Origin of the sequence: Lachnoanaerobaculum sp. Marseille-Q4761, from assembly GCF_017565785.1 — a bacterium.
Taxonomy (GTDB): Bacteria; Bacillota; Clostridia; order Lachnospirales; family Lachnospiraceae; genus Lachnoanaerobaculum.
Genome location: NZ_JAGEKB010000001.1, coordinates 1,175,318 through 1,196,400 on the forward strand (window position 1 = coordinate 1,175,318; position 21,083 = coordinate 1,196,400).

Genomic DNA, 21,083 nt, shown 5'->3' on the forward strand with positions numbered 1-21,083 from the left:
ATATAATATAAACGGGGCTGTTGCTTTAAGAATATAATGCCCAAACTATGGTAGAATATAAATTAAACTACCGGTATTGAACATTATTTATCTGTATTGTGACAGCCTCTATAAAGGTGATGATATGAAAAGCGATTTATTTTCCAGAATAAAAAAGGACATAAAGCAAAATAAAAGTTTGTATATATTAGTTCTGCCTGTTTTGATATTTTATATTATATTTCATTATAAGCCGATGTATGGTGCAATTATTGCCTTTATGGACTACAACCCGAGGCTTGGAATCAAAGGGAGCGAATGGGTAGGATTTGCACAATTTACAAGATTTTTTCAGAGTCCGTATTTTACAAGAATACTGAGAAATACGATTTTACTAAGTGTATACGGGATAGCCTTCGGTTTTCCGGCACCGATAATACTTGCATTACTTTTAAATGAACTTAAACAAAAGAAAATAAAAAAGACAGTACAGACAGCGACATATTTGACGCATTTTATTTCACTGGTTGTGGTAACCGGTATTATAAAGGAATTTACACAAAGCACGGGACTGATAAATGATATAATTGAATTTTTTGGAGGAACGAGAACATCTCTTATCCAAAATCCCGCTTTATATAGAACGATATATATAACTTCCGATATATGGCAGGAAATCGGATGGGGTTCAATAATATATTTGGCTGCATTATCGGGAATAGATGAGCAGCTTTATGAGGCTGCGTCAATAGACGGAGCAAACAGATGGGAAAAACTTATCCATGTGACCTTGCCGGGAATAAGCACCACTATAATAATTATGCTTATATTAAGGCTGGGCCAAATCCTCGGATCAAGCTATGAAAAAACAATACTGCTATATAATGAGGCTACATACGAAACTGCCGATGTTATTGCCTCATATATTTACAGGGTGGGAATATTGGAGAGAAACTGGAGTTATTCAACGGCAATAGGTCTGTTTAACTCATGTATAAATTTCATATTCCTGCTGGTGGCAAATAAACTGAGTAAAAAAGTCAGTGAAACGAGTTTATGGTAAGGAGGAAAAATGAAAAAGAAAGATTCTTATGCCATAAGTGCATTTAATATATTTAATATCTGTATTTTATCCATACTTGCCTTAGTCTGTATATATCCCATATGGTATGTACTGATGGCTTCACTGTCAAACGGAAATCTTATAATGCAGCACAGCGGTTTGCTTTTATTACCTATTAAGCCGAATTTTGCGGCATATATTGCAGTATTTAAAAATAAAATGATCTTATCAGGTTATTTGAATACTTTAAAAATACTTGTAATAAGCCTTGTGCTACAGATTACAATGACATCTATAGGAGCATACTTTTTTTCAAGGGAAAGAGTAATGTTTAAAAAGCCTTTGATGTTTATTATCACCCTGACAATGTTTATAAGCGGAGGAATGATACCTTTTTATCAGAACTTAAGATCACTTCATCTGATGAACAGCCATTGGGGGCTGATACTTCCGTTTATGATAAGCACCTACAATATGATTATTTTAAAGACATCATTTGAGAGTATACCAAAATCTCTATGCGAGGCTGCAAGAATTGACGGAGCGGGACATATGAAAATATTATTTTCAATAGTTCTTCCTCTTTCAAAGCCCGTGCTTGCGGTTATGCTTTTATACTATGGTGTAGGTGTATGGAACGGGTGGTTTTGGGCTTCCACAATACTTACAGACAGAGCGATGTATCCTCTTCAGGTAATACTTAGAGAGATACTTTTATCAAATGATACCTCAATTATGACACAGGGAGTATCCTCAGGCGATTTGGAGGCTGTAGGAGCGACTATCAGATATGCGACCGTTATAGTTGCAACTTTGCCTATACTATGTGCATATCCTTTCTTACAGAAATATTTTACCAAGGGTATTATGATTGGCGCGGTGAAAGAATAATTTATGGGATGTTTAAAAGATGTAAAGACATATCATGAGGAATTTAAAAAGGATATAAAAAAATACAGCACCGAGTTGTTGTATAATGACTTGCCTTTACTTACAGAGGAGAAGTTTTTGCTGTATGAAAAGATGGGAAACCGTCTTATATATGAAAAAATATATTTTGAGAGAAGAAAGTTTTTAAATGTGTTTTTCTTTGCGGTATTTTTGTATAAGGAAGATGCATATATAAGAAAGCTTGAAGAGATAATATATTCAATCTGTGAAGAAACCACCTGGGCATTGCCGGCTCATGTGGATTTAAGCAAAGAAGATTGGAAATATACAGTGGATCTTTTTTCCTCGGAAACCGCACAGGCACTTTCATGTATATACTATTATCTTAAAGATATATTATCTGAGAAATGTCTGCTTACAATAGAGGAAAATGTAGAAAAAAGAGTGCTGAAACCCTATGTAGAAAGCGAATACGGATATCACAGATGGGAAAACTGGACTAACAACTGGATATCGGTATGTGCATCAAGTATAGGCAGTGCTTCACTGTATTTACCCGATAAGGGCAATAGAGATAAAATACTTGACAGAGTGGAAATTTGTCTGGGGCGGTATCTTAAAGGCTTTAGTGATGACGGAGTTTGTCTTGAAGGGCTTAGTTATTTTACCTATGGTATGGAGTATTTTACAGGCTTTGCAAATCAGCTTTATAAATACAGTGATGGAAGTAAGGATTTATTTAATAATAAAAGCATGAAAAGCATAGTGTTATTTCAGCAAAACTGCTTTTTACCCGGAGGGAATACCATAAGCTTTTCGGACGGTTCGACAAATGACAGATTCAGACCGGGGCTTAGCTGCTTTTTGAAAAGTAAATTTGATGAATTTGAAATCCCGCCTATGGAATTTGCTATGAAATTTGATACGGATCATTGTTATAGATTTATGGCAAATTTAGAGGATTATTTATGGGTAAAAGAATTTTTGAAAAAAAATGAATCTGAAAATAAGTCTGTAGAAGAAAATCTATATAAATTTATATTTTATAAGGATGCACAATGGGCTGTATGGAAGAATAAAGATATCGGATTGGCACTAAAGGGCGGCAATAATAATGAGCCTCATAATCATAATGATATCGGAAGTTTTATACTAAGCTGTGACGGTGAGATTTTCCTTACAGATCTTGGCTGTGGTGAGTATACTAAGGATTATTTTAGGGAAGATACAAGATATAAGATTTTTAATAACAGAAGTCTGTCGCATAATGTTCCGCTTATAAACAAAGAGGAACAAAGAGCCGGCAAAGAGTATAAATGCTTGAGCTTTAAATCTCCAAAAAGCGGTCAGGTGGATATGTCCTATGCAAATGCTTACGGGCTTGATGATATAAGCCTTAAGAGAAAAATAGAGTATTACAGTGAGGGTGATATCCTTATAGAAGATAGATTAAAAAAGTCAGGGGGCAGCCTTAGAGAAAATCTTATAAGCCCCATAAAACCTAAAATAGAAGATAATAAAATAATATTAACCGGAAAAAGGGCTGCACTTTGTATTAAGATATCAGAGGGCGATAAAGATATAAGCTTAAAAGAGATTTATTTTAAAAATCATAAGGGCATGGATGAGAGCGTTTGGCAGATACAGTTTGCCGGTGTAGAAGATAACGGCATTTCCATGGCAAAAATGAAATTTATCTTTGATTTTTTTTAAATTACTATTGACAAAACCGGCAGGATAGAGTATTCTATCAAGGTCAGTTTTGGGTTATCGCCAAATGGTAAGGCACTGGACTCTGACTCCAGCATTTCTAGGTTCGAATCCTAGTAGCCCAGCTTTATATAACTCCCATTCAAACAAAGATGTTTGTGGGAGTTTTTTAGTATATATAGATGAGGATTTTTTATGAAGAAGGTAGCACTGGCGGGTACGGAAAGTTTGACAAATTATATTGAGGCTCTAAGGGAAAATGATATTGAAGTCATTACAACTTTAAATATAGATGAAGCTATGGCATGTGACGGATTGCTTCTTCCGGGCGGAGGAGATATAGATCCGGCATACTATGGCGAGGAGATGAACGGATCGGAAGAGCCTGACAGAGAACTTGATAAGGCGCAAAGAGATATTTTAGATGCTTTTGTAAAGGCAAAAAAGCCGATATTAGGTATTTGCAGAGGAATGCAGCTTATAAATATATATTTTGGAGGCAGTCTTCATCAGGATTTAGCGACCAAAGAAATTCATACGGTAAAAGATAAAAATGACAGTTTGCACAGTGTAAAAAGTGTGGAAGACGGCAATCTGTTTGAAAATTTCTATGGCAAAAGCTTTTATATAAATTCGGCACATCATCAGGGAATTAAAAAGTTAGGAGCCGGTTTAAAGGGAGTTTTAGAGTCGGAAGATGGAGTATGTGAAGCTGTTATACATGAGGAATTGCCTATTATCGCTACACAATTTCATCCGGAGAGAATGTCATATAAACTAAGAAGAGATGATGCCGTAGTGGGAGAGGAAATTTTTAAATATTTCAAATCTCTTTTAAAATAGAAGATAGTTAGGTTAAGGTAGCAAAATGTATTCATTTAATGAAAGAATCAGATATAGTGAACTTGGAGAAAACGGAGAACTGTCATTACTTGGGCTTTTGAATCTTTTTCAGGACTGTTCAACATTTCAATCAGAGGATTTGGGGCTGGGAATAGAATACTTAAAGGGCAAAAAAGAGGCATGGTGGGTAAATTCCTGGCAGATAGATATCATTAAATTACCTGTATTGGCTGATAATGTAGAGGTAGGCACTTTTGCATATGATTTTAAAAGCTTTTACGGATATAGAAATTTCTATTTAAAAGATGCAAAAGGGGATTTTTTGGTAAAGGCTGATTCTATCTGGTTTCATTATGATTTGGATAATAAAAGACCTACAAAACCTACAGTAGAAGCTCTGGAAAAATATCTGGCAGGAAATGAACAAAGATTTGATATGACAAAGATTGTCAGAAAGTTTGAGATTCCCACGGAATATGAACTTGGCAGTGAGATTATTGTCAGCAAAAATGATTTGGATACAAACCATCATATGAATAATGCCATATATGTAAGTAAGGCAAAAAATATTATAAAAGAAGATTTTAAAGTAAAAAAAATAAGTGTACAATATAAGAGAGCGGCAGTATTGGATGATGTAATATTGCCAAGAATCACAAAGGGTAAAGATTTTTATATTGTAAATCTTGCAGATACTGATGGCGATACCTATGCCATTGTTAAGTTTGAATATTAAGGGGTTTTTATGGAACTGGGAAAAATACAGAGCCTGAAAGTGGATAGAAAAAAGGATTTTGGTATATATCTTACAGACGGAAGCGGTGAAGATGTACTATTGCCTATGAAGGAAGTACCAAAGGATTGTGAAATCGGAAGTGAGTTGGAGGTGTTTGTATATCGTGACAGCAAGGACAGGCTCATTGCCACCACAAGGCGTCCAAAGCTTTTGGTAGGGGAACTTGGAAGGCTTTTGGTAAAGTCCACCACAGGAATAGGTGCATTCCTTGATATCGGACTTGAGAGAGATGTACTCTTACCTTTTAAGGAGACTGTGGGCAAGGTAAATGAGGGTGATGAGATACTTGTATATCTTTATGAGGATAAGAGTCACAGACTTGCAGCCAGTGCAAAGGTTTACTCACATCTGTCCCCAAACAGTCCTTATAAAAAGGATGATGAAGTGGTCGGTACTGTCTTTGAGATTAAAAAGATAGGTATATTTGTGGCTGTGGATGATAAGTTTAACGGAATGATACCGCCTAATGAGAGTTTTGAAAATATAAAGATAGGCGACAGATTGGAGCTTAGAGTAATCAGAGTAAGAGATGACGGTAAGCTGGATTTGAGTCCAAGAAAGAAAGCCTATAGACAATTGATTACGGATGCTGATATACTTTATAATATAATAGAGAGCAGGGGCGGCAGCCTTGGCTTTGACGAGAGCGTTTCTCCGGAGCGAATAAAGGTTGAGCTGCAGCTTAGTAAGAATGCTTTTAAGAGGGCTGTAGGTCATCTTTTAAAGGATGGCAGGATAGAGATAACAGATGGTGATATCAGGATAAAACAGTAATATAAAAGACTACAGAGTTTCTGTGGTCTTTTTTAGAAAGGAGTCGGATATGTCTTTGATGGATAATGTGATAAGAAAGGCGGGGGAGTACATCGGAGTGAGCGAAGATCCTCCCGAGAGCAATAATGTATCGTTTAATACAAATTACTACGGGCAGGAGGTATATGATAACAGTGCCCGTTCTTATCCATGGTGTGTGACCTTTCTTTGGGATATCTTCAGAATGAGCGGGGCAAGCCATGTCTTTTGTGACGGAATGAAGACCGCATCCACAGAAACTGTATATTCTCATTATAAAGATAAAAATATGCTCTTTGACAGTGGAAAAAAGGGCGATATTATACTTATTTTGAGTAATGGAGTGGGGCAGAGCAGAAGAGTAAATCATGCAGGTCTTGTGGTGGCGGTAAATAAAGACGGCAGCTATGAAACCATAGAGGGAAATACCGGAAGCACCGATATTGCAAATGGCGGTATGGTAATGAAAATGACCAGAAACTTTGACGGCAGAGGCTATACAATAGTAGGCTTTGCAAGACCTGACTATGATAGTAAAGGTCCTAAGCCCGGTCCCGGTAATAACCAGAATCAGGGAAATAAGCCCGGCCCCGGCAGTGGACCTAATCAGTCATATAAACCGGCTGCAAATGAGATACCCATTACTGCAAACTTGACTATTGTAGGCAGTGGAGTAAGGATAAGAACAGCTCCAAATACAAGTGCAGGAGTTGTAAAAAACTTAAGTGTTGGAGAAGCGGTAAAAGCAAGCGGTAGAATAGCCAGCAGATACAATCCATGGTTTCATATATCTGAGGGCTTTATAAGCGGAAACTATGTAAGAGGCTGGATAAAGGATTATAATGACAACAGAAGATGGTGGTATGTAGATAAGGATTATAAATATGCCAAGGCGGAATGGAAGAATATAGGAGGCAAGGACTATTGCTTTGGCAAGGACTCATATCTTTTTGTAAGCTGTTATATAAAATCAGCCGTAAGCGGTGTCTATTACTGGGTGGATGATAACGGAGCATACCAAAAGCAGTATGACACCACAAGTCCAAGCAGAAAATACAGGATAGTGGAAAATTATAAGACGGAGAATGCATATAGAAATTAAAAAATGTCCGGCAGGAAATCCTGTCGGACATTTTGGGAAATATATTCTATTCACCCTGATACATAAATTTAATCAGTCTTTCTACATCATCTTTATCATGTGCTACAAGGTCAAGTTCCTTGATATAGCCGTTTGAAAAGATATTTGCCATTGACAAATACTGTGTAAGCTTACTCTTTAAATTGATGCGGTCACCTTCAGGAGAAACCAATTCAACAGTTCCCTTACATTCATCGATTACCTTAAAAAAAGCATCAACATCTTTGATATTTTGTACTTTCACATAAACCTCCATACAAATATGTTTTTTTACAGTATAGCAAAATAGATATGCAGAGTAAAGAAGTGAATTTGTTTGATATGGTAAATATATTTGTATTGTGCTACAATAGGCAAATGTTATAAGCTAACAAAATCTAATTATTTCAATAATGGAGATGAAAATGCAAATAATAATTGTAGGCTGCGGTAAGGTTGGTTCAACTATTGCCGAGCAACTTAGTGTTGAAGGACATGATATAGTAATAGTGGATACGGATGAAGAGGTGGTGAAAGCTCTTGCGACCAGACTGGATTTGATGGGAGTTACAGGAAACGGAGCCACACATAGTATATTGGAAGAAGCGGGAGTAGAGGATGCTGACCTTTTGATTGCAGTTACGGAATCGGATGAGCTCAATCTCCTATGTTGTATGGTAGGAAAAAAGGCGGGAGCTGAACATACGATAGCCAGAGTAAGAAATCCGGAATACAGTCAGGATATCGGCTTTATGAAAAAAGAGCTTGGACTTGCAATGACTATCAATCCGGAGTATGCCGCTTCTACAGAAATGGCAAGACTTTTAAGATTCCCCTCAGCTATAGAGATAGATACCTTTGGAAGAGGCAGAGTGGAATTATTGGAATATAAAATCCCCGAGGATAATATTCTGGTTGGGAAAACCCTTATTGATGTCGGCAGAAATATAAAGTCGGATATACTTATATGTGCGGTGGAAAGAGGCGAGGAGGTCATCATACCTAACGGAAGCTTTATAATTCAAAGCGGAGATATTGTAAGTATTGTGGCTTCCACAGAAAATGCAAAGGATTTCTTTAAGAAAGTCGGATGCAACAGCAATGGTGTAAGAGATACCATGATAGTAGGAGGAGGAACAATTGCCTACTATCTGGCTAAACAGCTTTTGCCGCTTGGAATAAAGGTAAAGATAATAGAAAAATCATATGAAAGATGTGAGGAGCTTTCAGCAATTCTTCCTGAAGCTGTAATCATACATGGTGATGCAGCGGATAAGGATGTATTACTGGAGGAGGGCATAGAAAAATGTGCTTCCTTTGTTTCACTTACAGGAATTGATGAGGAAAATGCATTCCTTTCACTTTATGCAAAGAGTGTGTCCAATGCAAAGATAGTAACAAAGATAAACCGCATTGCCTTTGATGATATCATAGAGAAATTTGATTTGGGCAGTATGATTTATCCGAAGCATATCACAGCGGAATATATTGTAAGATATGTAAGAGGATTACAAAACAGCTTTGGAAATAATAATGTGGAGGCACTGTATAAGATAATACATGGCAAGGTAGAGGCATTGGAATTTTATATAAGAGAGGATTCCGGGATGACCGGTGCAACCTTGGAGGCATTGCCTATAAAGGATGGTGTACTTGTTGCAGGTATTATCAGAGACGGTAAGGTAATCATACCTAACGGTAAGTCCACCTTACATAAAAATGATTCGGTTATTATTATAACAAGAATTACAGGTATGCAAAATTTAGAGGATATATTAAAGTAATGAATTATTCAATTATATTATATATTGTGGGAAAGGTTATGATGCTTGAGTCTGCCTGTTTTTTGATACCGGCAGTGACATCACTTATATATGGTGAACATGAGGGAATGGCTTATCTGGCTGTAGGTGCGGTGTCCGCCATTATAGGATATCTGATTTCCAGTAAGAAAAAATTTGAAAATGTATTCTTTGCAAGAGAGGGCTTTGTAATGGTGGCTCTCTCATGGATAGTACTCAGTGTGGTGGGTGCGATTCCGTTTGTACTCACAGGAGAGATTCCCAATGTTATAGATGCATTATTTGAGACCGTATCGGGTTTTACCACTACAGGAGCAAGTATCTTGGAGGATGTGGAGAGCCTAAGCCATACATCACTTATATGGAGAAGCTTTACACATTGGGTAGGCGGTATGGGAGTTATTGTACTCCTGCTTGCAATCCTTCCAATGGCAGGCGGCTACAATATGCATCTTATGAAGGCGGAGAGCCCGGGACCTGTGGTAGGTAAGCTTGTACCGAGACTTAAAGATACGGCAAAGATTCTCTATCTTATATATCTGGTAATGACTGTTATAGAGTTTGTTATTTTGGTAGTTATAAAGATGCCTGTATTTGATGCACTCTGCATTACCTTCGGTACGGCAGGAACGGGAGGATTCGGAATAAAGGGCGACAGCCTCGGAAGCTACTCCTATGCCATTCAGGTGGTAGTCACTATATTTATGATATTATTCGGTGTAAATTTTAATGCTTATTTCTTGCTGCTTGGAAAGCATAAAAAAGATGCTTTTAAGATGGAAGAGGTGAGATGGTATTTTGGAATCATCTTTGCAGCCATAGTTATTATCACGATAAATATCAGAGGATATTTTGATAATATTTTAATAGCATTAAATCATGCCTCATTTCAGGTCGGCTCGATTATCACCACCACGGGATATTCGACCACTGATTTTGACCTATGGCCGCAACTTTCAAGGAATGTAATTATTTTCCTTATGATGTGCGGTGCCTGTGCAGGAAGTACGGGTGGAGGAATCAAGGTTTCCAGAATAATAGTTATGTTAAAGTCTGTATTTCAGGAAATCGGTTATTATATTCATCCAAGAGGTGTAAAAACCATCAGAATGGACGGCAAGGTGCTTGAAAAGCCCGTACTTAATAATATCAGAGTTTTTATGCTGACATATATTATGATTTATGTGATTTCAATGTTTTTATTAGCACTGAATAATTTTGATTTTGAGACCAATTTCACAGCCGTGGCGGCTACATTTAATAATATCGGACCGGGACTTGCAAAGGTCGGACCGATGGCAAACTTTAATGTATATTCGTATTTTTCAAAGCTTGTTTTGACATTTGATATGCTGGCAGGAAGATTGGAACTTTATCCGATGCTTCTTTTGCTGAATCCGGGTGTATGGAGAATAGGAAAAGATAAATAATTTTTTATAAAGCACTTGCAATTTTTTTGCAGGTGCTTTATAATACCCACTAAATTCATAGGAAAGAGGAATAAAGATACAATGATTGAACTGAAAAATGTTACAAAGAATTTCAGTGCCGGAACAAATACCGTACATGCGGTAAAGGATGTATCTTTAGTGATAGAAAAGGGAGAGATATTTGGCATTATAGGTTTTTCCGGAGCGGGAAAGTCCACACTTGTCAGATGTATAAATCTTTTAGAAAGACCGGATACCGGAAAGGTATTTGTGGACGGTAAGAATTTGACGGATCTTAATGCCGGAGAACTCAGGAAGGCAAGAAAAAAGATCGGAATGATTTTCCAGCATTTTAATCTGATGCCGTCCAGAACGGTTGCAGGTAATGTAGAGTATTCACTTTTTGGAAGCGGACTTTCAAAGGAAGTGAAGAGAGAAAAGGTTAGAGAACTTTTATCACTTGTAGATATAGCGGACAAGGAGAATGCATATCCAAGTCAGCTCTCAGGCGGTCAAAAGCAGAGAGTGGCGATTGCAAGAGCTTTGGCTAATGATCCGAAGGTACTTTTATGTGATGAGGCGACATCGGCACTTGATCCACAGACAACATCTTCTATTTTGGAGCTTTTGCAAAGCCTTAATAAAAAGCTTGGAATCACGATAGTGGTTATTACACATGAAATGTCTGTAGTAAAACAAATCTGTGACAGGGTTGCGGTAATGGAGAACGGAAATGTGGTGGAAGAGGGGGATGTATTCTCAATCTTTGCAAATCCGAAGCATAAAATCACCAAGGATTTTATAAAGACCACCTCAAATCTTCAAAAGATAGAGGGGCTTATAGCATCGGGCTCGGATGTGGCAAAATTAAATCCGGGAGAGATTATATTAAGACTCAGCTATAAAAAGGCAAACACTTCCGAAGCATTGATTTCCGAGGTGTCCAGAAAGTTTAATATAAACCTGAATATAATTTATGCGGATGTTGAGATAGTAAAGGATGCACCTATAGGCGGAACCGTGGCAATAGTAAGCGGTGAAAGAAAGGATATGGATGCGGCGGTCAAATATCTGGAAGATAAGCAGGTTGGAGTGGAGGTGATAAAGGATGCATGATTTTTTACACATTCTGTTGCCGAACATATCGGCTAAGCCGAATGAACTTATAGAAGCTACTTTACAGACTTTAAATATGATGATATTATCAGGTGCGATTTCACTTATATTCGGAATCATATTCGGAGTTATGATAGTGGTCACATCACCTAAAGGTATATTAAAAAATGCTTTTATTTATAATATACTTGATAAACTTATCAATGTATTCAGGTCAATACCTTTTGTAATACTTCTTGCGGCGCTGATACCTTTTACCAGAATGGTGGTAGGAACTGCGATAGGAACAAAGGGAGCGATACTTCCGCTGGTATTCGGTACGGTACCTTTTTTTACAAGGCAGATTGAAAGTGCCCTGTATGAAGTGGATACCGGGCTTATAGAGGCGGCACAGAGTATGGGCTCATCACCTGTGGAGATTATTTTCAGAGTATATCTTAGAGAGAGTTTACCGGGCATTATAAGAGGTGTTCAGATTACATTTATTTCACTGCTTGGACTTACCGCAATGGCGGGAGCCATAGGTGGCGGAGGTCTGGGAGATTTTGCGATAAGATACGGTCATCAGAGAAATCAGACAGATGTAACCTATGCTACAGTAATTATAATACTGATAATGGTAAGCTTAATACAGAGTATAGGAAACAGAGCAATAAAAAAGAGTACACATTAATCGATTTTACGTAACAGTCCGGATTATCCGGTCGGCTACTAAAATATATAATCATAATAGGAGGTTTATTTATGAGAAAATTAAGTAAATTATTGGCGGTAGGTGCTATTTTAACTTTGGGACTTAGCGCATGTGGTTCAAGCCAAAAGGCGGATACAACAACTGCGGCAGGAGAGAATACAGAGAGTTCTTTAGAGAGTACAGCAGCTGAAAGCTCAAAGGCGGATGCTGCTAAAACAGAAGGAACTTCCAAGGTTAAACTTGGTGTTGTAGGAGAGAATAATGAGCAGTGGAATCCTGTAATAGAGGCTATGGCTAAGGAAGGTGTCACTGTGGAGCTTGTAAAGTTTGCAGACTATTCTCTTCCAAACAGAGCATTAAATGACGGTGAGATTGATTTGAATGCATTCCAGCATAAGGCATATCTTGCAAATGATATTAAGGACAACGGTTATAAGATTGAGGCAATCGGTGATACAATTATCGCACCTCTGGGAGTATACTCAAAGAAGATTAAAGATCTTTCAGAGTTAAACGACGGAGATACCATTGCCATACCAAATGATGCTACAAATGGCGGAAGAGCTTTAAAGGTACTTGAAAGTGCGGGAGTTATAAAGGTAAATCCTGATGCGGGATATACACCTACACTTAATGATATTACAGAGAATGCAAAGAATATAAAGTTTACAGAGGTTGAGGCTGCAAATACACCAAGCCTTTTACCTGATGTGGCAGCTGCCGTAATCAATGGCGGACATGCGGTAGACAATGGATTAAATCCAAAGACCGATTCTATTTTCCTTGAGAAGGTAGAGGACGGAGTTGATAATCCTTATGTAAATATCATCGTTGCAAGAAGCGAGGATAAGGACAATGAGATTTATCAAAAGATAGTAAAGGCATATCAGAGTGATGATGTAAAGAAGGTTATTGAAGAGGTTTACAAGGGAGCTTATATACCTGCCTGGAAGTAAAAATTAAATATGATAAAAGACCGGTATATATTTTTAAAATAGGTACCGGTCTTTTTTATTGCAGAGAGGTTTCAAGTTCATATATTGTTCATACCTAATTCAAAAACCTTTTACACAAAAAACAAACTTTAGCCACTTTTGTTTTCTATAATTCATTACATAGACAAGAGATAGCGAGTCTATAAAATAAAAGATTTTTTTCATAATACTCGAGCCGATATATTTCGGCTCTCCTCCCAAAAATTCGAGCCGACAGAGATGTCGGCTTTTATATATTTTATAAGACATTTATTAAGTAATTGATATATTGAACGGCTTCCTCCAAATGTCGGCTGTTTTGAATAATACCGATATATATTTCATCTGAAAAATGTGGACTTGAAATAAGTATTGCATCCTGCTTGTTTGTAGTATTTTCGGAAAGGTTCAAATCATAAAGATTGTATAGATATTCATTGTTTGAAAAGGTCTGATAGGCCTTTTCATCCATCAAAACAATATCAAGTGTTTTATCAGTCATAAGGGCAAGCAGTTTCATGGATGATGCATAGGCATACTCATATGAAGCCCCGTCATTTGGATTCCCCTCTGATATAAGATTATTATAAAAGTTTACATTATATTTTTTACTGCTGAAATTTCTGTTTAGAAGATAGTCATCGGAAAATTTTGGAATATTATCATTTGAAATCTCTATATTTATGGCGGCTACACTCAGCAATGTATTCTTTTTTGTAATCAATTTATAAGATAGGGAACAAAATATATAAATTATAATAATACTAAGGACAATAGGGAGTTTATAATAATCCAGTATATATTCTATTTTTTTTATTCCATGCAAATCATAATCTTTCATTGAGGTGTTCCCCTTTTATTTTGGCTCTCTTCAATATAAAAAAGCACATTTTTTAAAAAATAAGAACTTAAAAATGCAATCAATCCCATACCAAGGAACATAAGAGGTGCAAACCATCTTATAGAGATATAAAATACAATAAAGTGAATGGCGGCAATGATAACAGTACAGAATATAAAGCGTATTCCTACAGCAAAAGCATTGAAAATCATATTTTTAATACTGTTATCAAAACGGGACAGAAGAACAAATACATAGAGTAAAGTAATGGTATAGCAAATAGCAAAAAGTACTAACAGCCCCATACCGATGCACCATGGAAGCATCGGTATTTTAATATGCAAAAAGATATAGGCATCTATACCAAGTATAATTCCTATAACAAGGAAAATCATGGTCAGCTTGGCTGCAGGGATAAAGTTTAGTTTAAACGAGTGAAAAAAATCCCGAAATAAGTATAATGGCTCATCTTTTGACAGCTTTATAGCACAATGGTAAAGTGCGGTTGTAGATGCACCGATAGTTATAACCGGAATACAACATAAGAGCCAAAGAATATTAAGTAAAAAACAGTCAAGCAGCTTTCCTATAAAGTTCATTATAGGATTGTCAAAGTTAAAGAGGTTTTTCATAGGCTTAATCTCCTGTGGATGCACGAAGAACTAAATTTGTTTCACAGTGCATGGTTCTAAAGTTCATATCAGGCTCATTGATTCTTGAAAGTAAAAGTTGTGTTGCTGAAAATCCTAAAATTTGACTGTGAATATGCACGGTTGATAACTTGGGACTGATAATGCGTGCTTCAGGAGCATCATCAAAGCCCAGAATCTTAATATCTTCAGGAATTTTGATCTGCATTTTATTTAGGACATTAAGCAAATTTAAAGCTACAAAATCATTGGCACAGATGAATACCTGTGGGAGAACGGAAAGTTTTTCCAATTCTTCCTGTATATAAGACTTATAGTCCTTTTTATCAGGATGTAAAATTCCCGGCTTGTTTTTGGTGAGGCACCATGATTCATTGATTTCCAATTGATGGATGTTCATTCCTGTACGATATGCCATATATCTTTCAAAAAAAGATTGACAATGCATATATTCACCGATAAAACCGATGCGGGATATACCTTTTTGCTTCAGGTCTGAAATAAACGAAATAATGGGTGAAGAGTTTTCCATCAAAAGTTTATCCCCACATATAGGTTTCTTGTCAAGATCTACCGGAGTGTCTACGAAAAGAATAGGTATATCAAGCTTTGAAAGCATGGACGCATAGTCATAGTCAAATACTTCTATGCACATAATACCTGCCAATCTGTCATTATGTAATGAAGCAGGCAATGTGAGATTTTGTATATCTTCATCACGAATAATATGCATACTCATAGAGTAACCGAACTTTGAAATTTCCAATTGAAACTTATCAAGCATAGGTGCAGAAAAATGTGATCCGTTTAAAAACCATGTTGTAAGCAAAGCTATTTCTGTTTTATCGTTCTTGGCTTGTAGCTGCTTGTTGACATTATCAAAGTCCACATATGAGAATTGCTTATAGCCCATCTCGACAGCCTTAGCCAGGACCTTCTTTTTTGTAGACTCGGAAAGAAGACCTGTATTATTTATCGCCTTTGATACCGTATTTCTGGAAACCCCCAATTCATCGGCTATATCCTGTAAAGTTACTCTCTGTGACATTTTTCTTCCTTTCAATTAATTATATAATAAACTATATAATTATAAAATTGCTTGTTTACAAATGTAAATTAAACAATTCTAAACAATTAATATATAATTCAGGCTATATTATAACATAGCTTGCTTACATTGTGAAGATTTAAATAAACAAATGTAAAATTAATTCTAAAAATAGTTTTACAAATGTAAAATAAAGTATTGACATTATGTAAAAATAAAACTATTATGTTCTTAATAAAAAATATACTGTAAAGGAGGATTTTATGGCAACAAATAATCAAGATGTGAATGTGTTGCATTCAGGGGCGGCAAAAAAGCGGGAGTCAGTGTTTAGCTATATGCGTAAGCATTGGGAGTTGTACATTATCTTTATAGGACCGGCACTTTTATTGACAATTATATTTAGATATTTGCCAATGGGTGGTATTTTAATTGCATTTCAAAAGTTTAATCCTATAAGAGGAATAGTTGGAAGCGAATGGGTCGGGTTTAAGTTTTTTGAGCGTTTTCTCTCCTCACCGGATTTTATAAGATATTTGTCTAATACATTAAAGTTGAGTGCTTATGGCTTGGTTTGGGGTTTCCCGGTTCCTATAATTTTGGCATTATTATTAAACAGGATAGGAAGCAACACTATAAAAAAGAAAATTCAAACAATTCTTTATATGCCGAATTTTGTTTCGGTAATTGTACTTTGCGGTATGGTAAGAATCCTTCTTTCAGTTACAGGACCGGTTAATCACCTTTTTGGATCAAGCATAAATTTTATGACAATGCCGGAAGCATTCCGCAGTATTTATATCATTTCAGGTATTTGGCAGGGAGCAGGTTGGGCATCTATTATGTATACGGCGGCACTATCCAATGCGAGTCAGGAACTTCGTGAGGCTGCAGAACTTGACGGTGCAAATATTTGGCAACAGATTAAGGCTGTTGATTGGCCGGCTATTAAAGATATTGTAGTAATTCAGTTTATTATGCAGGCAGGAAATATTATGAGCATAGGATTTGAAAAAGCTTATGCATTACAAACAGATATGAACTTGAAATCATCTGAGATTATAGCAACCTATGTATACAAGAAAGGTCTTTTGGATGGAGACTACAGCTTTTCTACAGCAGTAGGTTTGTTTAATACTGTAATCAATGTCGTTTTGTTGATTGCTATTAACAAGATTATAGCAAAGATGAATGACGGAAAGGGAATTTAGATATGAGGAGGAAGAAATCATTTTTAGCACAATGTGCTTCGGACAAAGTATTTATTCTTGGCGGAAATATCTTTTTGGGACTTTTTGTTTTCTCAATAATTATTCCGATAATATATATCATTGTGGCTTCATTTATTGATCCTGTAACATTACAAAACAGCGGAATAAGTTTTGATATCAGTAAATGGACAACTACGGCATATCAGCGTGTCATAAGTAACAAACAGATTTGGGTGGGATTTTATAATGCCATTGTTTATTCTGTAGTATTTACAGCAATATCCGTGATGATTACACTTCTTGCAGCGTATCCGATGTCCAGAACGGATTTTCGTGGAAGAAAGGTGCTTAATATTATATTCGTTATTACCATGTTCTTTGGTGGAGGATTGATTCCGACATATTTGGTTATAAGTGATTTGGGTTTGTTAAACAGTATGTGGGCAATTATTCTGCCGGGGGCGTTCAGTGTGTGGAATATGATTATTGCAAGAACTTACTATCAAAATATTCCGTCGGAGCTTCGTGAGGCTGCAGAGGTGGATGGGGCAAACGAATTGACTTATTTTTTTAAAATTTTATTGCCGGTATGTAAGCCTGTGATTGCAGTACTTGTACTTTGGCAATTTGTCGGAATGTGGAACAGTTACTTTGATGCAATGGTATATTTAAGTGATGAGTCTAAACAACCTTTGCAGCTTGTTCTTCGTGCCATATTGATTCAAAACCAGCCTCAATCAGGAATGATTGCGGATATTCAGAGTACGGCAGCAAGAGCACAGCTTGGAGAGTTGCTAAAATATGCAACTATTATTATTTCTTCTTTACCTTTGATTGCAATGTATCCGTTCTTTCAAAAATATTTTGATGCGGGTATTATGGCAGGTTCTGTAAAGGGCTGATTTATGGAGAGGGTGTCATTATGATAAAAAAAATATATAAGAAAGTATTTATATTTACAGTGGTTGCAACAGTCGTATTCACTACAACAGGATGCGGAGAGCTTTTTTTCGGCTACAATAGAACAGATACAAAACAGGCTCTGGATGAGAGTTATACCTTTCCGTTAAAGGAAAAAGAGACTATTACCGGTTTGATTTCATACCCTACGGCATCTGAGCCTGATCCCAATAAAAGAGCCATATTTGAACGTTTGGAACAAAAAACCAATGTGCATGTAGACTGGACTGCCATACCAAGTGATCAGTGGGGAGATAAGATTGCACTTCAAATGGTAAATTATAAGACTTTACAGGATTTTGTATTTTCAGGCGGCTTTAGTGACAGCAATTTATTAAAATATGCAGATCAGGGAGTAATAATTCCTCTTGAAGATTATATAGAAAAGGATATGCCGAATCTAAATAAGGTATTTGAAAAATATCCGGAGTATAAGGCCATGGTAACGGCTACAGACGGTCATATATATTCACTGCCATGGATAGAGCAGCTTGGAGAGGGAAAGACGGCAATTCAGACTGTAGGAGGAATGAGCTATATAAATAAAAAGTGGCTGGATTTTTTAAAACTTGAAGTTCCTACGGATATTGAATCATTTGAAAATGTATTGCAACAATTCAAAGACCATGCATCTGAGATACAGGCGGAGTTTAACATAGAAGGCAGTATTATTCCAATGTCCTGTATAGTGAATAATGGTGACCAAGATCCGGCAATCTTAATTAACGGATTTGGTGAGGGATATGGAGATGCGGATAAAGACCGACATATTGCAGTGACTGAAGATAAAAAAGTTATCAGTGCGGCAACACAGGAAGGCTATAAAGAAGGCATAAAATGGTTACACAAGCTATATGCAAAGGGGCTGATTGATCCGGAATGCTTTACACAGGAGTGGTCAACCTATGTATCAAAGGGAAAGTCGGGAAGATATGGGGTTTGCTTTACCTGGGATATTGCAAATATAGATAATCTTAAAGATTGGGTTCCTCTGCCGGCACTTACTGCAGATATAAGAAATATAACACCTCAGAACGGATCATTTACAAGCGGATTTGACAGAGGTAGATGTGTAGTTACAGCGCTTGCAAAGCATCCGGCACTGGTATGCGGTTGGCTTGATCAGATGTATGCACCGATACAGTCTCCACAAAACAATTGGGGTACTTATGGGGAAAAGGATAAATTTAATATTTTTGAGATGTCAACCAATTCAAAAGGTGAGCCGATGCTAAAGCATGCACCTTTAGGGGATGTTTCACCGGTAGAAGTTAGAGAAGCACAGAGTGTGGGAGGTCCGCTTGCAATATTGAATGAGTATTATAATGTTTATGTTACCGTTCCGGATGATGCACAGTATAGGCTTGATTGGATCAAGGATATTTATACACCTGATATGAATACCAAATATGTTTATCCCAATGTATTTATGTCACAAAAAGATACCGAGGAAATATCAAATCTTCTGGCAGATATAAAAAAGGAAATAAATACAAAGAAATCCGATTGGATAATGAATGGTATGAGTGATGAGGATTGGAATGAATATATTAAAAAATTGGATGCCTATGGTTTACAAAGGTTTTTAGAAATTTACCAATCGTATTTAGATAAATATTTTGAAGCACTGGGGCAGTAGGAGGAAAAAATGAGCCTTAAATTAGAAAAAGCAAGAGCATATGAGAAGGAGCATTCTAAAAAAATAATAGGAGAAATGCGTCCTGCATTTCACTTAAGTCCCTATGTAGGGTGGATGAATGATCCTAACGGGCTGTCGTTTTACAGAGGTATGTATCATATGTTTTATCAGTATAACCCATATAATTCAAAATGGGGACCTATGCACTGGGGACATGCAGTAAGTAAGGATTTGCTTCACTGGGAGTATCTGCCGGCGGCGATTGCACCTGATATGCCATATGATGACTGCGGATGTTTTTCGGGGAGTGCTATTGAACTGGATGACAGAAGACATCTTTTGATGTATACAGGTGTAACAAGAGCGGAAAATGAAGAAGGAGAAATGGTTGACTGTCAGACTCAATGTCTTGCAATCGGAGACGGATTAAATTATGTCAAATATGAGAATAATCCGGTTTTGACGGAGGCTGATTTACCTGATGGGGCAAGTAAGATTGATTTTCGTGATCCGAAGCTTTGGAGGGATAATGAGGGTATATATTGGGCGGTAGTCGGTAGCAGAATTGCTGACGGAAGCGGACAAATCCTTCTGTTTAGAAGTGAGAATGCTTTTTCATGGGAATATTTCAGCACTTTGGATGAAAATAAAAACCGTTTCGGTAAGATGTGGGAATGTCCGGACTTCTTTGAACTTGACGGTAAGCATGTGCTTTTAACCAGTCCGCAGGATATGTTACCAGTGGGATTTGAATATCACAATGGAAACGGGAATATATGCTTTATCGGAGATTTCGATAAGGAAAAAGGAAAATTTAAGGAGCAATACAATCAGGCGGTTGATTATGGTATTGACTTCTATGCACATCAAACCATAGAAACACAAGATAACAGAAGGGTAATGATTGCCTGGATGCAAAACTGGGATGCCTGTGCCATTCGTGCTCATGATGAGGCTTGGGCAGGGCAGATGACATTGCCAAGAGAGATTTTGATTGAGAATAATCGCCTGTATCAAAAACCTACGAAAGAGTATGAAACCTGTTTAAAAAACAAAGTGGAGTATAAAGGGGTTGAGATTTCTCAAAGTAAAGAGGTACAACTTGAAGAGATAAATGGCAGAGTCTTGGATTTGCAGCTTCAAATCAGTGCAAAAGATGCAGAAAATCCATATTATAAATTTATCATTTATTTTGCAAAAGGGGGAGGAACTTATACTTCCTTGAGCATCAGACCATATGAAGGTATTGTAAAGATAGATCGCAAATTTTCAGGTACAAGAAGGGCGATTCTACATCAAAGAAGAATGTTTGTGCCAAATATAGAAGATGGGAGCATCAAACTTCGTATTATACTTGATCGTTACAGCTGTGAAATATTTGTCGGCAATGGGGAGCAGACTATGACAACGGCAATTTATACAGAACAATCGGCAAGGGATATTACATTTGCTTGCGACGGCGATGCATTGATGGATATTATAAAACAGGATATTATAATGTAAGTAAAAAAAGATTGCGAGAAG

General features: G+C 36.8%; 20 protein-coding genes and 1 tRNA gene. 17 read left to right on the forward strand and 4 right to left on the reverse strand.

What is annotated here, in order from left to right:
• Positions 1 to 124 precede the first annotated feature (124 nt).
• The 8 genes from J4O15_RS05415 (at position 125) to J4O15_RS05450 (ending at position 7,176) form a co-directional block, all read left to right on the forward strand.
• Complete coding sequence (locus J4O15_RS05415; RefSeq protein ID WP_009219324.1) at positions 125 to 1,042, forward strand: ABC transporter permease; 918 nt, start codon at positions 125 to 127, stop codon at positions 1,040 to 1,042.
• A gap of 9 nt (positions 1,043 to 1,051) precedes the next feature.
• On the forward strand, positions 1,052 to 1,933 hold the full coding sequence (locus tag J4O15_RS05420) for a carbohydrate ABC transporter permease (protein ID WP_009219325.1): 882 nt from the start codon (positions 1,052 to 1,054) through the stop codon (positions 1,931 to 1,933).
• A 3-nt stretch (positions 1,934 to 1,936) separates the two neighbouring features.
• Positions 1,937 to 3,646, forward strand: a complete 1,710-nt coding sequence (locus tag J4O15_RS05425; RefSeq protein WP_208099968.1) for a heparinase II/III domain-containing protein — start codon at positions 1,937 to 1,939, stop codon at positions 3,644 to 3,646.
• 50 nt (positions 3,647 to 3,696) lie between these two features.
• Positions 3,697 to 3,768 (forward strand) — tRNA-Gln (locus J4O15_RS05430).
• Positions 3,769 to 3,838: 70 nt separating this feature from the next.
• A complete protein-coding gene (locus J4O15_RS05435; protein ID WP_009219327.1) occupies positions 3,839 to 4,486 on the forward strand; it encodes a gamma-glutamyl-gamma-aminobutyrate hydrolase family protein in 648 nt (215 codons plus the stop codon).
• A 25-nt stretch (positions 4,487 to 4,511) separates the two neighbouring features.
• On the forward strand, positions 4,512 to 5,222 hold the full coding sequence (locus J4O15_RS05440) for an acyl-[acyl-carrier-protein] thioesterase (protein WP_009219328.1): 711 nt from the start codon (positions 4,512 to 4,514) through the stop codon (positions 5,220 to 5,222).
• A 9-nt stretch (positions 5,223 to 5,231) separates the two neighbouring features.
• Entirely contained in the window at positions 5,232 to 6,056 is an 825-nt protein-coding gene (locus J4O15_RS05445; RefSeq protein WP_009219329.1) for a CvfB family protein, read from the forward strand.
• A 49-nt stretch (positions 6,057 to 6,105) separates the two neighbouring features.
• Positions 6,106 to 7,176: an SH3 domain-containing protein gene (locus J4O15_RS05450; RefSeq protein WP_208099969.1), complete on the forward strand. Its 1,071-nt coding sequence runs from the start codon at positions 6,106 to 6,108 to the stop codon at positions 7,174 to 7,176.
• 46 nt (positions 7,177 to 7,222) lie between these two features.
• Here J4O15_RS05450 and J4O15_RS05455 read toward each other — a convergent pair whose 3' ends face one another.
• Positions 7,223 to 7,459, reverse strand: a complete 237-nt coding sequence (locus J4O15_RS05455; RefSeq protein ID WP_009219331.1) for a hypothetical protein — start codon at positions 7,457 to 7,459, stop codon at positions 7,223 to 7,225.
• Positions 7,460 to 7,619: 160 nt separating this feature from the next.
• Between J4O15_RS05455 and trkA the strand changes: the two genes are divergently transcribed.
• The 5 genes from trkA (at position 7,620) to J4O15_RS05480 (ending at position 13,192) form a co-directional block, all read left to right on the forward strand.
• Positions 7,620 to 8,978 carry a Trk system potassium transporter TrkA gene (gene trkA, locus J4O15_RS05460; RefSeq protein WP_208099970.1) on the forward strand — a complete coding sequence of 453 codons (1,359 nt, stop codon included), beginning with the start codon at positions 7,620 to 7,622 and terminating at the stop codon, positions 8,976 to 8,978.
• Positions 8,978 to 10,426 carry a TrkH family potassium uptake protein gene (locus tag J4O15_RS05465; protein ID WP_208099971.1) on the forward strand — a complete coding sequence of 483 codons (1,449 nt, stop codon included), beginning with the start codon at positions 8,978 to 8,980 and terminating at the stop codon, positions 10,424 to 10,426. Before trkA ends, J4O15_RS05465 begins: the two co-directional genes overlap by 1 nt.
• An 81-nt stretch (positions 10,427 to 10,507) precedes the next feature.
• Complete coding sequence (locus tag J4O15_RS05470) at positions 10,508 to 11,542, forward strand: methionine ABC transporter ATP-binding protein (RefSeq protein ID WP_009219334.1); 1,035 nt, start codon at positions 10,508 to 10,510, stop codon at positions 11,540 to 11,542.
• Complete coding sequence (locus J4O15_RS05475; RefSeq protein ID WP_208099972.1) at positions 11,535 to 12,215, forward strand: methionine ABC transporter permease; 681 nt, start codon at positions 11,535 to 11,537, stop codon at positions 12,213 to 12,215. Before J4O15_RS05470 ends, J4O15_RS05475 begins: the two co-directional genes overlap by 8 nt.
• A 71-nt stretch (positions 12,216 to 12,286) precedes the next feature.
• Complete coding sequence (locus J4O15_RS05480; protein WP_208099973.1) at positions 12,287 to 13,192, forward strand: MetQ/NlpA family ABC transporter substrate-binding protein; 906 nt, start codon at positions 12,287 to 12,289, stop codon at positions 13,190 to 13,192.
• A 277-nt stretch (positions 13,193 to 13,469) separates the two neighbouring features.
• On the opposite strand, the gene J4O15_RS05485 is transcribed toward J4O15_RS05480, so the two are convergent.
• Genes J4O15_RS05485 through J4O15_RS05495 form a run of 3 tightly spaced genes read right to left on the reverse strand, consistent with a single transcriptional unit; the run spans position 13,470 to position 15,749 of the window.
• Positions 13,470 to 14,051 (reverse strand): hypothetical protein, encoded by a 582-nt coding sequence (locus J4O15_RS05485; protein WP_208099974.1) that lies wholly within the window; start codon positions 14,049 to 14,051, stop codon positions 13,470 to 13,472.
• Positions 14,048 to 14,683, reverse strand: a complete 636-nt coding sequence (locus tag J4O15_RS05490; protein WP_208099975.1) for a YesL family protein — start codon at positions 14,681 to 14,683, stop codon at positions 14,048 to 14,050. The genes J4O15_RS05485 and J4O15_RS05490 overlap by 4 nt, the downstream gene beginning before the upstream one ends.
• Before the next feature lie 4 nt (positions 14,684 to 14,687).
• Complete coding sequence (locus J4O15_RS05495) at positions 14,688 to 15,749, reverse strand: LacI family DNA-binding transcriptional regulator (protein ID WP_208099976.1); 1,062 nt, start codon at positions 15,747 to 15,749, stop codon at positions 14,688 to 14,690.
• A 263-nt stretch (positions 15,750 to 16,012) separates the two neighbouring features.
• Here J4O15_RS05495 and J4O15_RS05500 point away from each other — a divergent pair, with 263 nt between their 5' ends.
• The 4 genes from J4O15_RS05500 to J4O15_RS05515 are packed head-to-tail and all read left to right on the forward strand — an operon-like array spanning position 16,013 to position 21,062.
• Positions 16,013 to 16,960: an ABC transporter permease gene (locus J4O15_RS05500; protein WP_208099977.1), complete on the forward strand. Its 948-nt coding sequence runs from the start codon at positions 16,013 to 16,015 to the stop codon at positions 16,958 to 16,960.
• A gap of 2 nt (positions 16,961 to 16,962) precedes the next feature.
• Entirely contained in the window at positions 16,963 to 17,862 is a 900-nt protein-coding gene (locus J4O15_RS05505) for a carbohydrate ABC transporter permease (protein WP_008752544.1), read from the forward strand.
• 20 nt (positions 17,863 to 17,882) lie between these two features.
• On the forward strand, positions 17,883 to 19,559 hold the full coding sequence (locus tag J4O15_RS05510) for an extracellular solute-binding protein (RefSeq protein WP_208099978.1): 1,677 nt from the start codon (positions 17,883 to 17,885) through the stop codon (positions 19,557 to 19,559).
• A 9-nt stretch (positions 19,560 to 19,568) separates the two neighbouring features.
• Positions 19,569 to 21,062 (forward strand): glycoside hydrolase family 32 protein, encoded by a 1,494-nt coding sequence (locus J4O15_RS05515; protein WP_208099979.1) that lies wholly within the window; start codon positions 19,569 to 19,571, stop codon positions 21,060 to 21,062.
• Positions 21,063 to 21,083 lie beyond the last annotated feature (21 nt).